This is a genomic window from Streptomyces sp. NPDC021115 (assembly GCF_044333065.1).
Taxonomy (GTDB): Bacteria; Actinomycetota; Actinomycetes; order Streptomycetales; family Streptomycetaceae; genus Streptomyces.
On record NZ_JBIRQF010000038.1, the window covers coordinates 1 to 17,197 of the forward strand.

Below are 17,197 nucleotides of genomic sequence, written 5' to 3' on the forward strand. Positions count from 1 at the left end.
CGGTGGTGGCCACCGGCCGGTCGGACTTCCCGAACCAGATCAACAACGTACTGGTCTTCCCGGGTGTCTTCCGTGGCCTCCTGGACGCCCAGTCCAAGGCCGTCGGCACCGACATGATGCTCGCCGCCGCGAGCGCGCTGGCTGACGTCGTCACCGAGGCCGAGCTGAACCCGAACTACATCATTCCGAGCGTCTTCAACGACACGGTCGCTGGAGCGGTCGCCGGAGCCGTCCGCGACGCCGCCCAGGCGGCGGACCTCGGCTGAACCAGCACAACCCATGGGAGCTCCCCGCATGCAAACAGGACACACCACGGCGCCCACCACCGACCGCCCCGAGACCGACCCCGGCGGTACGTCCCCGTCAACGCGCACAAAGCGCTGGTGGCGGCTGCCAATCGGCGTACAGTCGGCGCTCGCCGTCGGCCTCGGCGCGCTGATCGGCACGCTCGCGCCGTCCGTCGGCGAGCAGCTGAAGCTCCTCGGCGACGTCTTCCTGAACCTGGTGCAGATGGTCGTGCTGCCCCTGGTCTTCCCACTCATCGTGCTGGGTATCGCCCGCATGGAGTCGGTGAAGAAGGTGGGCCGGGTCGCCGGAAAGGCGGTCCTCTACTTCGAGGTCGTCACCACGGTGATCCTTGTGATCTCGGTGGCGCTGGCCAAATTCACCGGCATCGGCAAGGGCGCCCCGGTCGCCGGTGGCGACAAGAAGAGTGTGGAAAACCTCGATCAGGGCGTGAACTTCCACGAGCTGATCCTGCACTCGATCCCGAAGAACGTCTTCGCCGCCTTCACCGAGGGCAACCTGCTCGCCGCGATCGTCTTCGCGCTCTTCCTCGGCGTCGGGATGGCCGCCATCGGCGAGAAGTCCGCGCCCCTCTCATCGGTCCTGGAGTCCGTCTCCTCGGCCATGTTCAAGGTCGTCGGCTATGTCATCCGCCTAGCCCCGCTGGGCGTCCTCGGCTTCATCAGCTACGACGTGGCGCACTACGGCTTCGGCAACCTCAAGAGCCTGCTCGGCTTCATCGCCGTCGTCTACGCGGGCCTGGCCATCGTCCTCGGCGTGATCTTCCCGATCATCGCGCTGATCTACCGCATCCGGTACGTGGAACTGCTGAAGCAAATCGGCGGGCTCGTCGGGCTCGCCTTCCTCACCCGCAGCTCCGAAGCGGTCCTGGCACCGCTGATGGGCAAGCTCGAAGCCTTCGGCATCAGCCGCTCGACGTCGTCCTTCGTCGTCCCCCTCGGCTACTCCTTCAACTCCGACGGTTCCGTGCTCTACCAGGCCACCGCCCTGGTGTACCTCGCCCATGCCTACGGCACGGACACCTCGATCACGTCCCTGCTGCTCATGGTCGGTGTCCTGGTGGTGCTGTCCAAGGGCATGGCGGGCGTCACCTCGGCCTCCATCGTGGTGCTCCTCGCCGCGGCCAAGACGGTGGGCATCCCGGCCGAGGGGGTCGCGCTCCTGGTCGGCGTCGACTTCATCGTCGACATGGCGCGCACCGCGGTGAACGTCGTCGGGAACGCGCTGGCCGCCGCCGTCGTGGACCGCTCGGAGGCCAAGCGGGACGCCACCCGGAAGGACACGGAGGAGGCCGCCGAAGCGGTCTCGTCGTAGCGCACCTCGTCACACCGGCTGACGTCCTGGGCGGGATCTTGTCCCGCCCAGGACGTCAGCCGGTGTGCGGCGCGGTGGCCTCCTCGCCGTGCTGCGGCCAGGGGGCCGTACCGAGATCCCGGCGCATGGCCGTCTGCGCGGCCTCGGCCGCGGCGAGGTAGTCGCGAACATGTGTCCCGAAGGCAGGATCGTCCGTGGTGGCGCCGGTCGCCACCAGGTCACGGAGGTCGCGGCCCTTCCAGAAGACCTGGTTGGCCGGCTCCATGACCTCCCACGGAGCGATCAGCGCGAGCTCGTAGCGCAGCGGAACCGGGTGGAGAACCCGCCCGAGGAGCTGACCAAGAGCTTCGCGACCATCCGGGAGAACGCGGTGATCGCCCTCACCGAGGGCCGCAGAACGACATGGCGGGGTCCACCGGCTTCAGCCGGTGCGCCAGCGCGCCCTTGCGGCCCTGCGCCTCGTGGATGGTGGCGGCGGAGAACTGGCCGAGTGCGGCCACCACATCCGCTGACGGGCGGTCGGATCCCCCGCGTGGAATCCGCACGCGACATTCGCCGAGGTGAGCAGCTTCAGCAGCTCGGCGTCGTTGCCCATGGTGTAGGCCCCGAACTCTCTCCGAGGTCGGCGACCAGATCGACGACAGGCACAGTGAGGCTCCCCTTCTGCCGGAGGCCGGACGGTCCGGTGATGGACCGTGTCCGGATCGGACACTAGATCCGGCGCGGCCCGGGAAGAAGGACACATCAGGAAGCCCCATGTCTGTAGTGCGGTTCCCGATGGATACGGGCGCCCCGGCCGGCGACATCGAGGAGACCGCGTGTATCAGCCTGATGCGGTGTGTCACGAGTACGTATAGGTCTCGTGGTGGGGCGGCCACCTGGGGGTTTGCGGCCGCGCGGGTCGCCTACAGTGCCGATCATGTTTCAGCCAAAGATCCTTGAGCGCATCGCTCAGCAGCCCGAGTCCACCCGGATACCGTCCCGCCGGACGAAGAAGACCCTGATCGCGGCCGTCGGCATAGGCATGGTCGTCGCGTTGACCGGGTGCAACGAAGACACCAAGCAGGGCACGGACAAGGACACCGGCGCGGCGGGATCGAAGGCGCCCTCGAAGGGATCGGACCAGTCCTCCGCCCCGTCGAGCCCCGCGGGCGACCAGCCGTCGGTCCCGGGATGGCAGACGCAGACCTCGCAGAAGCACCACTTCCGCTACGACGTGCCCGGCAAGGCCAAGAAGTGGAAGGCCCTCGACGAAGGCACGGCCCTGTCCTACACGGACAAGGCAGGACAGCCGATCGTCGTCATGACCTCGGCCGCCAACTACCGTGAGGGCGGCTGCTCGTCGAGCCCCAACCCGAAGGCCGTCGGCGAGGCGGGCAAGGGACAGCTCGCCACCGTCGGCACCACGGGCGGCGGCAAGGACGGCTCCCTCCAGGAGAACGCCCGCAACTGGGCGGGCAACTGGGGCTTCGCCGCGTACGGCGGTGAGGACCACAAGCCCAAGATCAAGGTCAGCCAGCCCAAGCCGCTGAAGCAGGGCGGCATCGACGGCTACACCGCGACCGCCGAGGTCACCGTCACCAACCGCCCCAGCTCCTGCGTCCCGCCGAAGGCGATCGTGCACAGCATCGCGCAGAAGCTCCCCGACGGCACCATGCACGGCTGGGTGATCTACGCGGACCAAGGGGTCCCGAACGCGCTGACGGCCGCGGAGCTCAAGGAGATCATGGGCACCGTCCGGTCCACCGACGGCTGACACCTCCGTACGGCGAGGCCCCGCACCCCGTGCCGTACGGCGCCGGTGCGGGGCCTCGCCGTACGAAGGCCGGGCGCGGCAGCGACCCCAAACCCCGTTGCCCAGGCGAAAGTTGTGTACCAGAGATCAAAACGCTGCTTTAATTGGGTAATTGATCATGAGCCCCGGCCCTCGGAAAGGCAACGCGATGTCCCCCGTCCTCCACTCCTCCCGCTCCCGTTCCGAGGCCCCCTCCACCACCGCCGCCAGTGGCGTCCTGCGCGTCGTGTACGACTCCCGCACCCCGGTGTTCCTCACCGTGCACGCCAGCGGACGGCGCCGGTACGGCTACTGGCAGCCGTACGACTCCGCCTCCAGCCGGGGTGGCTGCTACATCGCCCTGCCCACCCCCGAATGCGACCGGCTGTACTCCGAGGGCCGCACCACACTCGGCGACCCCCTGGTGGACCCGGCCAAGACCACCTACCGCGTGTGGCCTGCCCCGTCCCCGGTCGCGCCGGTACGCATCCCCACGGCACCCGCGCCCGTCGTCGCGATGGCCCAGAGGCTCGCCGCATAAGCGGGCACTACCGCGAGCGGTTCACTCGAACGAGTTAACTTCCCTCACCTTCCCCGGGACGGGTCCCGGACGTTCGGCGCAGGATGTCGGACGTCGGGGCTGCCACGGGGGTGACGGGTGCGTCATGCGCAACCCACCGCTGCCCGTGCCGCCGCCGTGAGTCTAGGCGAGCTGCTGGGAGCGATCGTTGAACGGTACGAGGGATGTCTTTGCGATCCCGTTGGAAGACGGGGCCCATCTGGTGTACGCGCCACTGCACGGCGTGGCCTTCGCCGCCACGAGCGGACTGGTGGCGGGCCTCTCCGGTGTCCTGGCCGGTGAGGGCGGCGACCAGAACGTCATGGCGCTCGCCCGCGAGACCGGGCTCCTGAGCGAACCCGCCTCGCCGGTCACCCGCCGCCGAGGTGCCCCCGCGCCGAACGAGGTCACGCTCTTCCTGACGACGGCGTGCAACCTGCGCTGCACCTACTGCTACGCCTCGGCGGGCGACACTCCGGCCACCTATATGACGATGGACGTCGCCACGCGCGGCATCGACTTCGTCATCGACAACGCCCGCCGCGAAGGCGCGCCGTTCGCCGGTGTGCACTACCACGGAGGCGGCGAGCCGAGCGTCCACTGGGGCCTGATGACCGAATCCCTGGCGTACGCCCGTGAGCGGGCCGGTGACCTCCCCGTCATCGCGGCGTCGGCGGGCAACGGCGTGTTCACCGACCGTCAGATCGACTGGATGATCGCCCACCTCAACGGCGGCATGAGCCTGTCCTTCGACGGCCTGCCCGAGGCACACGACAAGCACCGGCCCACCGTACGGGGCACGGGGTCGAGCGCCCGGGTCATGCGCACCATGCGGCGCTTCACCGACGCGGACTACCCCTACGCGGTGCGGCTGACCGTCACCGCGGAGCAGATCCCGCTGCTGCCCGACTCGATCGAGTTCGTGCTGTCGAACTTCACACCGAAACGCGTGCAAGTGGAACCCGCCTACCAGCTGGGACGGCACGCGGGAGAGCCCGACGCGGAGACCGAGGAGTTCATCGCCGCCTACCGGGAAGCGCAGGGCAGGGCCGCCCGCTTCGGGCATGAGCTGGTCTACAGCGCGGCCCGGGTCGGCACCCTGACCAACCACTTCTGCGGCATCACCCAGGACAACTTCTGCCTGAGCCCCGCGGGGAACGTATCGGCCTGCTTCGAGGCGTTCTCCGAGGACAACGAGTTCGCCGATGTGTTCTTCTACGGCTCACCCGGCCCGGACGGCTACACCTTCGACATGGACCGGCTCGGCCGGCTGCGCGACCTGGGCGTGGAACACCGGTCGTTCTGCGACGGATGTTTCGCCAAGTGGAACTGCGCGGGCGACTGCTACCACAAGTCGCTCGCGACCAACGGCCGAGGCGAATTCACCGGCTCCCAGCGCTGCCACATCACCCGCGAACTGGTGAAGGACCAGCTCCTGACCCGGATCGCCGCATCGGGCGGCCTCATGTGGCGCGACGACCGCACCGGAGAGCCCTGCGGCGTCCACGGAGGCACACATGAATGACGTCATGCTGCCCTGGCCGAGCCCGAGGCGCCCGGGGAAGGACGACCAGCCCGAACAGCCACCGGGCGCCCCGCGCTACGAGATCCAGCGCATCGACGGCGCGGACACCACGGGCCCGGCCGAGGTCCTCCCCGTCACCGGCCCGCCGTGGTCGGCGGCATCGGGGCGGCGCGGCCTCCTCGGCGCGGGCATCGCGTCATCGGTCGCGGCAGCCCTGCTGCTCGCCGGATGCGACGACGGAAGCTCGGAGTCCCCCTCCTCACCGACCCCCACCACCTCCCAGCCGTCACCGACCCCCAGCCCGTCGACATCCACCCCCGACTTCCCGACCTCGACGTACGAACCCCCGACCCCCACCTACGAGCCCCCGACGACCTACGAACCACCGACCTACGAACCGCCCACCTACGAGGCGCCCGGCCCCACCTACGGCGGTGGCGGCGGCACGATCTGCACCTGCAACCAGGTCTGCACCTGCATCCCGGTCTGCCAGGCACACCGGCTCCTCCACCCCGATCCCGCTGTCCGGCGGATGGCGGAGACCGTGATCGTGGCGATGGGCCCCCGCGAACTGCCCTACCTGCGATGGGCGGCGAACGGCGCGCCCGCTCCGCTGAACACCCGCATCGAAGAGCTGACGGAGCAGATACGCGCCGGGCGCCGACTGGTACGGGACGACCTGGACGATCCGGGCTGCGCCCCCTACCTCACCTCAGGCGACCCGGTCGTCGCGATGATGGCCGCCCAGGTCCTCACCCTGCGCGCACTGTGGCTGGGCACGGGCCTGACCGGCACGACGGCCGACCACGCGGCCCAGGCCCTGACCACCGGCCACGCACTCCACCGCGAACGCGCCCCCGCCTGGCACCCGGGTGAGGGCTTCAGTCCAGCGTGATGGTCGGCTTGCGCTGGTCCAGCCAGGTGGCCAGGTCCAGGGCGCGTTCGATGGCGGCGCGCTGCTGCGTGGTGATGGCATCGCCCGGTGCGGCGATGGCCTGGTTCAGCGTCTCGAGGCGGCACAGGTCGAGGACCGGGTGTCCGGAGGTGATGAGGTCGCTCGCCTGCCGCTTGATGGCGGCCAGGTAGGCGGGGTCGAAACTGCCGGGGTAGCCGCTCTTCTTGCGGTTCGCGACCGACTCGGGCAGCACATCGCGGGTGGCCTCGCGCAGGATGCTCTTCTCCCGTCCGTCGAAGGTCTTGAGCGACCACGGGGTGTTGAAGACGTAACTCACGAGCCGGTGGTCGCAGAACGGCACCCGGACCTCCAGGCCGACCGCCATGCTCATCCGGTCCTTGCGGTCCAGCAGCGTGTTGACCATGCGGGTGAGGTGCAGATAGCAGACCTGCCGCATGCGCTTCTCCAGGCCGGACTCGCCGTCCTTGAGGGGGACTTCCTTCAGCGCGGTGACGTAGCGGTCGCGAAGGTAGGTGTCCAGGTCGAGCCGGGCGGCGAGGTCGTCGGGCAGCAGGGTCTTGGTGTCGCCGAGCATCTGCCCTCCGGCGAGCCACGGGAAGGTGTCGGCCTCGCGCCGCTCGTCGTGGAACCACGGATAGCCGCCGAAGACCTCGTCGGCCGACTCGCCGGACAACGCCACCGTCGACTGCTCGCGGACCGCCTTGAACAGCAGGTAGAGCGAGTTGTCCCGGTCGCCGAGCCCTATGGGCAGGTCCCGGGCGACGATGGCGGCCTGCCTGACGGCCGGGTCGGACAGGGCGGAGCCGTTGAGCACGATGTCCTGGTGGTCGCACTTCACATAGTCGGCCACCGCGTGCACATACGGCGTGTCGACGCTGGGCGCGACATCGATCGCGCGGAAGTTCTCCGCCTGGTCGGGGAAGTCGACCGCGAAGCTGCGGACGGTCTCGCCGTCCTCGGCGAGGCGGCGGGCGGCCAGCGAGGTCATCGCGGAGGAGTCGAGCCCGCCGGAGAGCAGGGTGCAGCGCGGCACGTCGGCGACGAGCTGGCGGTCGATGATGTCCTCCAGCAGCTCCCGCACATGGGCGACGGTCGTCTGCTGGTCATCGGTGTGCTCGGAGACCTCCAGACGCCAGTACGCCCGCTCGCGCAGCCCGTTGCTGTCGACGACGGCCAGATGGCCGGGGCGCAGTTCCCTCATGCCCTTCCATATGGCCTCGCCCGGCGTCTTGGCGAACGAGAAGATCTCCCGCAGCCCGTCGATGCCGACCACGGGGGCGGCGAGCGGGTTGGCGAGGATGGCCTTGGGCTCGGAGCCGAAGAGCACACCGTCGTCGGTCTCGAAGTAGTAGAACGGCTTGATGCCCATCCGGTCCCGGACCATGACCAGCTTCTCGGCGCGGGAGTCCCAGATGGCGAAGGCGTACATGCCGTTGAGCTTCTCGGTGAGGGATTCACCCCACTCCAGATAGCCGCGCAGGACGACCTCGGTGTCGGAGTCGGTGGTGAAGCCGTGCCCCCTGCGGCGCAGTTCGTCGCGCAGCTCGGTGAAGTTGTACGCCTCACCGGAATACACCATGGCGACGGTGCCCTCGGCCGTCTCGACGGTCATGGGCTGGGCCCCGCCGGGCAGGTCGATGACGGCCAGCCTGCGATGGCCGAGCGCCGCCCTGCCGGTCACCCAGGTGCCCGCCGCGTCCGGGCCGCGGCAGGCCATCGTCTCCGTCATGGTGTCGAGGAGCTGCCGGTGAGAGCTCAGGTCGCGGCGGTAGGAGACCCAGCCGGTGATGCCACACACAGTGATCAACCCTTTCGATCGGGAGCCGAACGGTTGCCTGGGTTAACCATCTACCTCTCCGGAGGCGGATCGCTACCTTCCGCCGCCGACGTCGACGGGTGTCGTTTCTCACCAGTAAATTCCTGTTAAGAGAACGTTTCGCCTCGAACGGTGTCCGAAATCCAGCGCCTGGAACGGTGCCCTATAGGGGGCTCACGGCGCATATAGGAGGCGCTCAAGTATTTTTCCAGCATATGTGCGCTTGCCCGGTGGTTCACTTGCGTCAGGCCTGCCCACGGGGGGCACAGGCCGAGGGGGGAACACCGCATATGGCCACGCCCACGCCCGTCCTCACGGCACTGGCGATCTACGAAGCGGGCAAGAAGGCGTACGAGGCATACCAGGGCATCGTCGCCTTCGTCAGCCTCGGCAGCCACACTCCCACCCCCGAAGAGGAGATCCTGGCCGGACTGGAGGCACTGCACCAGGATTTCGTCGCCCTCCAGGGGCGGTTCGACGAGGTGCTGGAGGCCGTGAAGCAGGCGGTCAGAGTCGAACAGCAGGCGTACGTCCTCAATCTGCGGCGCGACCTGGACGGCCTGCGCGGGCGGGCCCGCACCGCCATGGACGAGCTCAACAGCTGGGTCGCCGACGGGCGCAAGGACCCGCTCATGCGGTCCAACGCGGACAACAACTCACGGCTGGCGGCGAACACGCTGCTGGAGGGCGACTCCTACTTCTACCGCCCGGATCCCAACTCGCCGGAGAGCGTCTTCGACCACCGGCTGGCGTACATCGCCTATGTCTATGTGCTGACCGTCCGCTTCGGCGTGATCGCCGGGCTCAACCCGCAGTACCGCGAGGACCGGCTGGCCCGCGAGGAGCTGAACCGCCACGCGGCGCGGCTGGACTGGGTGTTCCAACACGCCGACCAAGCCATCGAACCCCATACCGGCGGCGGCCCGGACGGCCTCGGCAGCTACATCCTGGGCTACCAGTGCGTGGACCACATCAGCGGCTACGACACAGGGCACACCCAACTCGGGTGGCGGCCCGGCGGCCAGGCCGAATACGACGACGCCCGGTCCTACTACGCCGACGAGCTGCGCGCCGAGATGCGGGTCAGGACGGGCCTGGCCAAGCTCATCGGCCTCCGCGACACCGTGGCCTACTGGGCCAAGGACCCGCACACACCCGGATGGTCCCCCTGGGCCCCGGTGGAGGTGCCGGACGCCATCGTGTCCCTGGCCGCGGCGTCGGACCGGCCGGGCCACACCGTGCTGGTATGGCGGGACCCGGACAAGGCCCAACTGCGCACCACCTCCTACGACTCCACCGCCACCGCACCGGCATGGAAACCGTCGGTGGCCATCAGCGCGGAGAAGACGATGCGGAAGGAACCCGCACCGTGCGCCCTGTCGTCAGGGCCGGGCCTGGTCACGGTCGTGTTCCAGAGCAAGGACGGCGGCATCTACGCCACGCACACCGACCCCGCCCGGCCGACCGGATGGCTGGACGCCCCGGTCAGGGTGAGCGGCGACGCCACCGACATCGGGTTCACCGGGGCCGCCGCCGCGGCACCGGGCTCGGTCGTCGTGCTGTGGCTCGACAACGGGACCGGCACACTGATGGCCACGTTCCAGGACGCCAGCGGAGCGTGGGGGCCACCGCAGGCGGCGACCCCGGCAGGCGCCGTGTCGCTGGGCTCGGACCTCACGGTGACCTATCCCTCGCCCGGGGTGGTGCTGGTGGTGTGGACCATGAACTACCGCACGCTGCACAGCGTCACCTATGACTCCCACGCGGCGTCCCCCGCGTGGAGCGCGCCCGTGCAGATCGCCGAATTCCCCGGGGACGATTTCGCAGCGTCCATCTACGCCATGGGCACGGGCGACGGGAAGGCCGATGTGGTCTGGCAGGGCAAGTTCGGGGCCATGTGGAACATCCACTATGACGGCGGCTGGAGCGCCCCTGCCGAGATCACCCCACGGCACCTCACCAAATGGGGCGTGCCCTACACGATCGTCCCGGCGGTGACCGGGGACCGGCGGGCCAACTGGTTCTGGCAGGGCCGGGACAGCCGCGTCCAGACCATCCACCGGGACCCCCAGCAGACCCAGTGGTCGGCGCCGCAGTGGCTCGGACAGACCTGGTGGTCGTATTCCGAGGTCGCCGCGGTGCCGATGGCGGCGGGGAGCGTAGCCCTCTACCGCGTCGACTACGGCAGCGAGATCGGCGAGGTGGCGAGGCTCCTGACGTGTTTCTACGACACGGCCACACCGACCGCCCCGGCCCGGATCGCGGACGCGCGAGCCCTGATGACGAGGGCCCAGACCCTGTGGAACCTGCCGGGCCCGGCCCGCGACGAGGCCAACGCCCGGGCAGCCGACGCGCTCGCGGTCGCCCGCGAGGCCGTGGCCCTGGACCCCGCCTACCGCGCGACGCTCGCGCAGTGGCTGGTGTTCCCGGTGGGCACGTATCTGATGGGCACTGGCCACTATGACGACGCCGTCACGCGCATGCTGGAAGCGCTCGCCCTGTACGACAAGCTGATCGGTGAACAACCCGGATCCGACGATCTCCTGTACCGAAAGGCTTGGACGCTGGTCAATCTGGCCCAGGCTCTCTGGGGCAAGCCCGACCACGCCCACGGCGCACAGCGCGCCATCGAGGCCACCGACCTGCTGCGCCAACTCGCCACCAGGAAACCCACCTACCGTGCCGGACTCGCGCAGTGGCTGGTGTTCCCGGCGGGCACGTATCTGATGGGCAGCGGCCGCCACGACGACGCCATCGCGCGCATGCAGGAGGCGCTGACCCTCTACGACAAGCTGATCGGTGAACAACCCGGATCCGACGATCTCCTGTACCGAAAGGCTTGGACGCTGGTCAATCTGGCCCAGGCTCTCTGGGGCAAGCCCGACCACGCCCACGGCGCACAGCGTGCCGTCGACGCCACCGACCTGCTGCGCCAACTCGCCACCGAGAACCCCGGGAGGTTTCGCGGAGGGCTGGGCGACTGGCTGATGTTTCCGACGATCCCCTACCTGCGGCAGTCCGGCCGACGGGACCAGGCGCTCACGCGGGCACGGGAAGCCGTGGACATCTTCACCGCGCTCAACGCCACGGATCCCGCGGACAATGGGCCGAAGCTGGCGGCGGCGAAAAAGCTCGTCGCCGCTATCGAGGCCGAGGGCCTGCGACGGGTGACGCCTGACCGCCCGGACAGACTGACCTGAGGTCGTCTGTTCACGGATAGGTGAACGCCAATAAGCTGAGCGGTCTTCGCGTTCTCGGGAGGTCTCGTGAACGGTCTCCGTGTGCTCATCATCTGCCTCGCCATGGCATGTGCCGCGGTCGTGTCACCGGCCGCGGCCGTGACACCGAGCTGGTCGGCCCTGCCGGTACCGGCAGCGGCCCCGCCGGTGACCGTGTCCGATCTCGCCGCCCGCGGGCCGCGCGAGGCGTGGGTGACCGGATACGAGCAAGCCGCCGATGGACTGCGGCCGATGCTGTACCGGTGGGACGGCACGACGTGGAGCCGGAACATCACCTTCCCCGGCGCCGATGAGCCGGGCTGGCTCGGCAAGGTGCAGTACGTCGCCGACGAGGTGTGGATCTTCCACAACCGCGCGGGAGCGGGGGAGATCCTGCGCCGGTCCGCGGCAGGATGGAGTGCCCTCCCGCTGCCGCAGACCCTGTGGACCTACCAGGACTTCACCGCGGTACCGGGTGCCGCGTGGGTGGTCGGTGAGGACGACACCGGGCTGAAGGTGCTGCACTACGACGGTTCCGACTGGACCACCCAGTCCGCCCCGGACGGTGTGCTGTTCCTGATGGGAATCACCGCGCGTACGGCCACCGACGCCTGGGCCTGGGCCGACACCAGCACCGGGACCACCATCCTGCGCTGGAACGGAACACGGTGGCAGGACGCGAAGGTGCCGCTGCCGCCGAACAGCAACGTGCACACGATCCTGCTCGAACCATCCAACCGGGTCACGATCGGCGGCAGCCAGTACACCGACGGCGTGGCCCGCACCTACCTGATGACCTTGGGCGGGCACGCCTGGCGCACCACCTACCCACCGCTGGGCGACACCTACACCGAGGCCATGGCACGCGGCCCGGACGGCGCGCTGTGGCTGCCAGTACGCAGCGATCGCGCGTTCCAGTCGGAGTACGCGCGGCTGGACGGCTCCCGCACTACCTTCTCCTACGGCCCGCAGCGCGCAGACGCGATCGACGTCAAACCGCGCGCACTGGCGAAGGCCGGGCCCGCCCTGCTGTCCTTCGGAACCGTCGAGATCTACGGCTCGAAACCGAACCTGATGAGCGAGCGCCTGGGAGGCTGACCATGGCACGCCGACTGCTCATCGCGGCCCTCGCGGTCGCCATGACCCTCATGACCCTCATGAGCTCGGCCACGGCGGAAACCCCGTCCTGGCAACACGTCCCGGTCCCGGCACAGGTACGCCCACAGGCCGGGCTGAACGAGGCCGTGGCGTTCGGGCCGGACCGGGCATGGGCGGTGGGCACCGACGCCGTCGGACGCGAGGCGCCGGGCTACCCGCTGGTGCTGCGCTGGGACGGAACCGCGTGGCAGCGCCAGAGTCTGCCCGGGATCGGCTGGCAGGGAGAGCTGCTGTCCATCGCCGCGACCTCACCGACCACGGTCTGGGCGGTCGGCCGCGACGCGGCGGGCCGCACCCACCTGCTCCGCTTCGACGGCATCGCCTGGTCCGAGAGCCCACCGCCGAGCGGTGTCGCGCTGACCAGAGTTGTCGCCGGCGGTGGTGAGACCTGGCTGATCGGTTCGCGGGACGGCGCGCAGGCATTGCTGCGCTGGGACGGAAGCGGCTGGCGGGACGTACCGGTGCCGCCGGGGTCCGTGTACGGCCTGCACATCCTGGCGACTGACGACGTCTGGGCCGCGGGCGCCACCGATTCGGGCGCGGCCGTGTCGCACTGGAACGGGCAGGCGTGGCAGCAGACGCTCGTGGACGGGGCCCCGCGGTCAGCCGTGGGCAGTGTGCTGGCGGTCTCGCCGACGGAGGTGTGGGCGGGTGGCACGGCCGGGTTCATCGGCGGCCCGCCGGGCAAGCCGATTCCGCCCCTGCTGGCCCGCTTCGACGGGCAGGCATGGAGCCGGGTGACCGTGCCCACCGACTTCGGCTCGATCACCTCACTGACGCCGACCACGTCCGGCGCGCTGGCCTGGGTCTCGGTGGCCCGGTCGCAGAAGTGGGGCCCGCCGGGCTCTCCGCCGCTCGTCCCCGGGCCGGACTTCCTCAGCTGGAACGGACAGTCGTTCACCGAGTACGGCGAACCGGCGGTGGCCGGGGAGGGCGAGTCCCAGGTGCTGCGGCTGGCACCGGTGCCGGGCGCGGCGACGGTGTGGTCGGTCGGCCGCGCCGACGGCCCCGAGGCCACCTTCGCCCCGCGCATCCTGCGATTCGGCTGAGATGCCGCCGCACGTGCGCACCAGCAACCGCGGCCGCGCCCGGCCACGTGGGATCGCTGAGCCTGAACATGTCCGGCAACGTCACCCGGTACGTGAAGTTCGACTGATCAGCCGTACCGGTGGGTGTGCTCATCGTGTGGGGCCCTGACGGCGGTGTCGATTGCCGTCAGGGTGCACGTGCCGGACCCGGCTGTGTCAGCCATTCATGGCTGCCCAGAACTCCTCGAAGGACATCTGGCGATCGCCGTTGGTGTCGAGCGAGTCGATCAGCTCCTGGGCCTGCGGCTGGGTGATCTGCGAGCCCTCCAACTCCGCCACGACCTGCCGGTATTCGTCCGCGGTGACCAGGCCGTCCCCGTCGAGGTCGTAACGCTCGAAGACCTTCCGCGCCGCCGTCTCCACGATGTCTGCCATGTGCTCCACCTTTCTTCGATCTTCGCTGACGGGCCCAGGCTATCCGTGCCCACGAAACCGTCTGGCCGGGGTACCGGTGGGCTCTGGCCGCCAACCGCCTCGTTAAGGTTCGGCCATATGACCGATCGCGTACTGGAACTCCTGCGTACCCGCCCTGACCTAGCTGAACTTGCCGCGTTTCCGTTCAACTTCGACGTGAGCCGGGTGCGCCACTGCGAGCGGGTGCACCTGGCATCCGGTGCGTCTCTGGAGCCGATCGCCGGCGACGACACAGGCGGCACGTACTTCCTGTCCGGAGGAACAGCCGTGCTCCACGCGTCCGACGACGGGTACGCCTCGCTGGTGGCCGACAGTGTCACCGAGGCGCTCCAGATCCTCGTCCGGCTGCCCCGGTGGTGCGAGACCATGACCACCGAGATGGACGAGGAGGCCCTGCGCGCCGCCATACATGCGGCGGACGACCAGGCACGGGAGGAATTCGCCCCCGACGTGCACGCGCAGCGAGCCGCGTTGATCCACGGTCTGGGTCTACCGGACCGGCCGCTGGTCGAACTCTTGGCCCTCTCCGAGTCGGCCACCCGGCGCACCGAGCCGGACCACGTGCTCCTCAACTCGCAGGATCTCTTGGCCTACCAGCTCGAAGAACCATTCCGGCAGCCCCTGCCCGACATCGTCCTCGGCCCGGGGCGGGAGGCGCTGGAGCGGATGCGCTCCGGCGACCGCGGCGCGCGGGAGGAAGCAGCGGGGGACGCGGTGCTGCGGGCGGGGGTGCTGCGTGCGGCGCAGTTCGACCGCCGTGACGCTGACCTGCCGCTCCTCCGTTTCCTGCTGGAGCACGAGAACGCCGCACCCACCGGACGGTTCGAGGAGCGGTGGCTGGCCGCGACGCTGGTGGCGTCGCACGGCCAGGACAGGGACATCGCGCTGCTGCGGTCGGCCACGCGCGGCCAGATCACCGACAGCGCCGGGGCGGTGGAGTGGTCACGCACCCAGCAAGCGAAGCGGTACGGGCGGGATATGGTCGCGGAGAGCGAGTTCACCTGGATCCAGCTGGCCCACCGACAGGGCCGCGTCGAGAACGCCCGGGTCGCGCTCATCCGCATGCTGGACGACACCGGCCCGGACGCGGCCCGGCTGCGGGACCTGAGCCGCGCCCTGGAACGCATAGGCGACTACCCGCAGGCGGCCCGTGCCCAGTTCTTCCTCCTCTCCCTCCAAGACACGGCGTGGGACCAGGCCTCGGAGGCGTACGTCCTGGCCCGCCTGGAGCGCTGCAAGGGTGACCTCGCGGCAGCGGGGCGGGCGCTGGAGCGGGCACGGGCGGCGGTCGGCGCCGATGGCACGACCCCGGACTCAACGGTGCGGCAGTGGCACCGCCGGGGGCTCGGGCGAATGATCACCGAGCAGCACCTGGAGCTGACGCTCGCCGCGGTCGAGGCAGGCGATGCGGAACTCGCGCGAGCGACGATGGCCCACGGCAGGCGCCTGCTGGACACCATCGGCAAGCAATCGGCGAAGGCACTCGCCGAACTGTCCACGCGAGCCAAATGGGCCGTGGCCGGGCTTCGCACACCCCATGCCTGAGGAGTGGCCGTGTCCGGGGTACTCCAGGTCAGGGGAGTTCACGTCGGATCAGCGTCTGACGGAACGGCTCCCCGGTGGTTCGAGCGTAGGCCATCCGTTCACGTACCTCGTGGAGCGTGCGTGGGCGGTAGCGACCAGTCGCACACAGGGGGAGGGCCCAGCGAGTGTGCCAACGTGGCTGAGCGTCTCGGGCGCCTTACGGAGTTCTACGGGCGGTCGGTTGGAGGCGGGTGATGCGGTCGAGGTTGCCGTCGAGCAGGTCGCGGTGGCTGATGGTGAAGTCTGCGTTGGGCAGGGTTAGCCCTTCGCCGTAATACCGGCCCAGGACGGTGCTGGGGAGGAAGGCGCGCAGGCTGTGACGCATGTTCTTCGGGTAGTCGACGGGGTCGCCCCAGCCGGAGGGGGCCTGGTCGGTGGAGAGCAGGACCCAGTGGTCCACGGGCACGGCGGCGTCGAGATCCGGCGCTGCTCCGGTGTGGCTGTCCAGCGCCGGTACGGTCAGCTGGTCGGGGTCGAGCGGCGGATACCACATCAGAAGAGGCTTGGCCTGTTGCGCGTCGGCGTTGTCGAAGCAGCACACGGCGATGGTGTGGTCGGGGAAGTGGTCGGCGTAGAAGAGCAGTAGGTGCGGATCAAAGCGGGGGCGCCGATGGGGTGGCACCTGGTGCAGAGCCGTGGGGATCATGGTGGGGTCGGCGGCCAGGAGCACCGTGTAGACGTCGTGGTCGAAGACTTGGACGGGCTGCGGTTCCGCGCTCATCCACGCGATGCCGTCGTCCGACTCGGTGGCGGGCTCGACGGCGGCGACCATGCGGTGCAGGATGCCGCCGGTGCGTCCGGCGGAGAGAAAGTGCCTGGGGGAGAGCTGCCGCGTGGGCAGGTGCAGCAGCATGGCGTTCGGGCCGTCCGCCAGGTTCACGGCGGTGTTCTGGTAGCCCAAGATGTGGATGAGGCCGTGCACGGGGTGGTGCTGCCGCCCGCAATAAACGATGGTGCCGGAGAACGCGGCCTCACCTGTCGAGATGCACATGGCGGCACGGTACCGCCTCGGTCGAGCCTTCCCTCCGACCGAGGCTGCCCGACGCCCGTACCGATGTGCATATCCGAGCGTGCGCTACTGGATGAGGCGCAGCACGGCCACCGTCCGCTGCTGCGCTCCCTCCTCGGCTCGGATCTCCTCGTGGGCGTACGGCTGTAGAGCGCGGCGGCGCGGCGGACTCCGACGGTGGACATCCGCGCGCCCCGCCCCCGTCCCTCAGTGGATGTGCGACCCACCGTTGACGTCATACGTCGCACCAGTGAGATAGCCGGACTCGGGCCTGGCGAGGAAGGCGATGACATCGGCGACGTCGTCGACCCCGCCGATGCGGCGCGCCGGAATGTCGGCGACCATGGCCGCCTTGCGCGCGCTGTCGAGCTTTCCCTGGGTGATCTCGGTGTCGATCAGGCCGGGTGCGACGGAGTTGACGGTGATGCCGGACGGTCCGAGCTCGCGGGCCAGGGAACGGGAGAAGCCCAGGAGCGCGGCCTTGGCCGCCGAGTAGGCCACGCCGCCGAAGACGCC

At 69.7% G+C, this 17,197-nt stretch carries 15 protein-coding genes and 1 pseudogene; 10 read left to right on the forward strand and 6 right to left on the reverse strand.

Annotation, left to right across the window (positions count from 1 at the left end; all coding sequences use genetic code 11):
- On the forward strand, positions 1-266 hold a 266-nt coding region (locus tag ACH4TL_RS45255), incomplete at its 5' end, for a malic enzyme-like NAD(P)-binding protein (RefSeq protein WP_398331732.1).
- Positions 267-294: 28 nt separating this feature from the next.
- A complete protein-coding gene (locus ACH4TL_RS45260) occupies positions 295-1,620 on the forward strand; it encodes a dicarboxylate/amino acid:cation symporter (protein WP_398331729.1) in 1,326 nt (441 codons plus the stop codon).
- A 55-nt stretch (positions 1,621-1,675) separates the two neighbouring features.
- On the opposite strand, the gene ACH4TL_RS45265 is transcribed toward ACH4TL_RS45260, so the two are convergent.
- Positions 1,676-1,885: a hypothetical protein gene (locus ACH4TL_RS45265; RefSeq protein WP_398331726.1), complete on the reverse strand. Its 210-nt coding sequence runs from the start codon at positions 1,883-1,885 to the stop codon at positions 1,676-1,678.
- 255 nt (positions 1,886-2,140) lie between these two features.
- Positions 2,141-2,268 (reverse strand): annotated as a pseudogene (locus tag ACH4TL_RS45270) (LamB/YcsF family protein); the annotation flags it as partial.
- A 271-nt stretch (positions 2,269-2,539) separates the two neighbouring features.
- On the opposite strand from ACH4TL_RS45270, the gene ACH4TL_RS45275 reads away from it, so the two are divergent.
- From ACH4TL_RS45275 to ACH4TL_RS45290, 4 genes are all read left to right on the forward strand, one after another.
- Positions 2,540-3,376 (forward strand): hypothetical protein, encoded by an 837-nt coding sequence (locus tag ACH4TL_RS45275; RefSeq protein WP_398331723.1) that lies wholly within the window; start codon positions 2,540-2,542, stop codon positions 3,374-3,376.
- Positions 3,377-3,563: 187 nt separating this feature from the next.
- Complete coding sequence (locus ACH4TL_RS45280) at positions 3,564-3,935, forward strand: hypothetical protein (RefSeq protein ID WP_398331720.1); 372 nt, start codon at positions 3,564-3,566, stop codon at positions 3,933-3,935.
- Between the two features lie 187 nt (positions 3,936-4,122).
- Positions 4,123-5,478: a radical SAM protein gene (locus ACH4TL_RS45285; RefSeq protein WP_398331717.1), complete on the forward strand. Its 1,356-nt coding sequence runs from the start codon at positions 4,123-4,125 to the stop codon at positions 5,476-5,478.
- Entirely contained in the window at positions 5,471-6,373 is a 903-nt protein-coding gene (locus tag ACH4TL_RS45290) for a hypothetical protein (RefSeq protein WP_398331714.1), read from the forward strand. The genes ACH4TL_RS45285 and ACH4TL_RS45290 overlap by 8 nt, the downstream gene beginning before the upstream one ends.
- Here ACH4TL_RS45290 and asnB read toward each other — a convergent pair.
- Entirely contained in the window at positions 6,360-8,192 is a 1,833-nt protein-coding gene (gene asnB / locus ACH4TL_RS45295; protein ID WP_398331737.1) for an asparagine synthase (glutamine-hydrolyzing), read from the reverse strand. The two genes, ACH4TL_RS45290 and asnB, sit on opposite strands and share 14 nt — an antisense overlap.
- A gap of 308 nt (positions 8,193-8,500) precedes the next feature.
- Between asnB and ACH4TL_RS45300 the strand changes: the two genes are divergently transcribed.
- The 3 genes from ACH4TL_RS45300 to ACH4TL_RS45310 all read left to right on the forward strand — a co-directional run bounded on the left by ACH4TL_RS45300 (position 8,501) and on the right by ACH4TL_RS45310 (position 13,635).
- Positions 8,501-11,410 carry a tetratricopeptide repeat protein gene (locus tag ACH4TL_RS45300; RefSeq protein WP_398331711.1) on the forward strand — a complete coding sequence of 970 codons (2,910 nt, stop codon included), beginning with the start codon at positions 8,501-8,503 and terminating at the stop codon, positions 11,408-11,410.
- Positions 11,411-11,476: 66 nt separating this feature from the next.
- On the forward strand, positions 11,477-12,526 hold the full coding sequence (locus ACH4TL_RS45305; RefSeq protein ID WP_398331708.1) for a hypothetical protein: 1,050 nt from the start codon (positions 11,477-11,479) through the stop codon (positions 12,524-12,526).
- Between the two features lie 2 nt (positions 12,527-12,528).
- Positions 12,529-13,635: a hypothetical protein gene (locus tag ACH4TL_RS45310; RefSeq protein WP_398331704.1), complete on the forward strand. Its 1,107-nt coding sequence runs from the start codon at positions 12,529-12,531 to the stop codon at positions 13,633-13,635.
- 195 nt (positions 13,636-13,830) lie between these two features.
- Here the strand turns inward: ACH4TL_RS45310 and ACH4TL_RS45315 are convergent, their stop codons facing one another.
- On the reverse strand, positions 13,831-14,049 hold the full coding sequence (locus tag ACH4TL_RS45315; protein ID WP_398331701.1) for an EF-hand domain-containing protein: 219 nt from the start codon (positions 14,047-14,049) through the stop codon (positions 13,831-13,833).
- A gap of 117 nt (positions 14,050-14,166) precedes the next feature.
- Here ACH4TL_RS45315 and ACH4TL_RS45320 point away from each other — a divergent pair, with 117 nt between their 5' ends.
- Entirely contained in the window at positions 14,167-15,633 is a 1,467-nt protein-coding gene (locus ACH4TL_RS45320) for a hypothetical protein (RefSeq protein WP_398331698.1), read from the forward strand.
- Positions 15,634-15,829: 196 nt separating this feature from the next.
- Here the strand turns inward: ACH4TL_RS45320 and ACH4TL_RS45325 are convergent, their stop codons facing one another.
- Positions 15,830-16,663 (reverse strand): hypothetical protein, encoded by an 834-nt coding sequence (locus tag ACH4TL_RS45325; protein ID WP_398331695.1) that lies wholly within the window; start codon positions 16,661-16,663, stop codon positions 15,830-15,832.
- A 225-nt stretch (positions 16,664-16,888) separates the two neighbouring features.
- Entirely contained in the window at positions 16,889-17,182 is a 294-nt protein-coding gene (locus ACH4TL_RS45330) for an SDR family oxidoreductase (protein ID WP_398331692.1), read from the reverse strand.
- Positions 17,183-17,197: the final 15 nt, after the last annotated feature.

What these genes read in the sequence shown, in the direction of transcription:
- ACH4TL_RS45320 (WP_398331698.1), top strand. Translation starts at nt 14,167, where the DNA reads ATGACCGATCGCGTACTGGAACTCCTGCGTACCCGCCCTGACCTAGCT.
- ACH4TL_RS45290 (WP_398331714.1), top strand. Translation starts at nt 5,471, where the DNA reads ATGAATGACGTCATGCTGCCCTGGCCGAGCCCGAGGCGCCCGGGGAAG.
- ACH4TL_RS45325 (WP_398331695.1), bottom strand. Translation starts at nt 16,663, where the DNA reads ATGTGCATCTCGACAGGTGAGGCCGCGTTCTCCGGCACCATCGTTTAT.
- ACH4TL_RS45300 (WP_398331711.1), top strand. Translation starts at nt 8,501, where the DNA reads ATGGCCACGCCCACGCCCGTCCTCACGGCACTGGCGATCTACGAAGCG.
- ACH4TL_RS45310 (WP_398331704.1), top strand. Translation starts at nt 12,529, where the DNA reads ATGGCACGCCGACTGCTCATCGCGGCCCTCGCGGTCGCCATGACCCTC.
- ACH4TL_RS45265 (WP_398331726.1), bottom strand. Translation starts at nt 1,885, where the DNA reads ATGGAGCCGGCCAACCAGGTCTTCTGGAAGGGCCGCGACCTCCGTGAC.
- ACH4TL_RS45315 (WP_398331701.1), bottom strand. Translation starts at nt 14,049, where the DNA reads ATGGCAGACATCGTGGAGACGGCGGCGCGGAAGGTCTTCGAGCGTTAC.
- ACH4TL_RS45260 (WP_398331729.1), top strand. Translation starts at nt 295, where the DNA reads ATGCAAACAGGACACACCACGGCGCCCACCACCGACCGCCCCGAGACC.
- ACH4TL_RS45275 (WP_398331723.1), top strand. Translation starts at nt 2,540, where the DNA reads ATGTTTCAGCCAAAGATCCTTGAGCGCATCGCTCAGCAGCCCGAGTCC.
- ACH4TL_RS45280 (WP_398331720.1), top strand. Translation starts at nt 3,564, where the DNA reads ATGTCCCCCGTCCTCCACTCCTCCCGCTCCCGTTCCGAGGCCCCCTCC.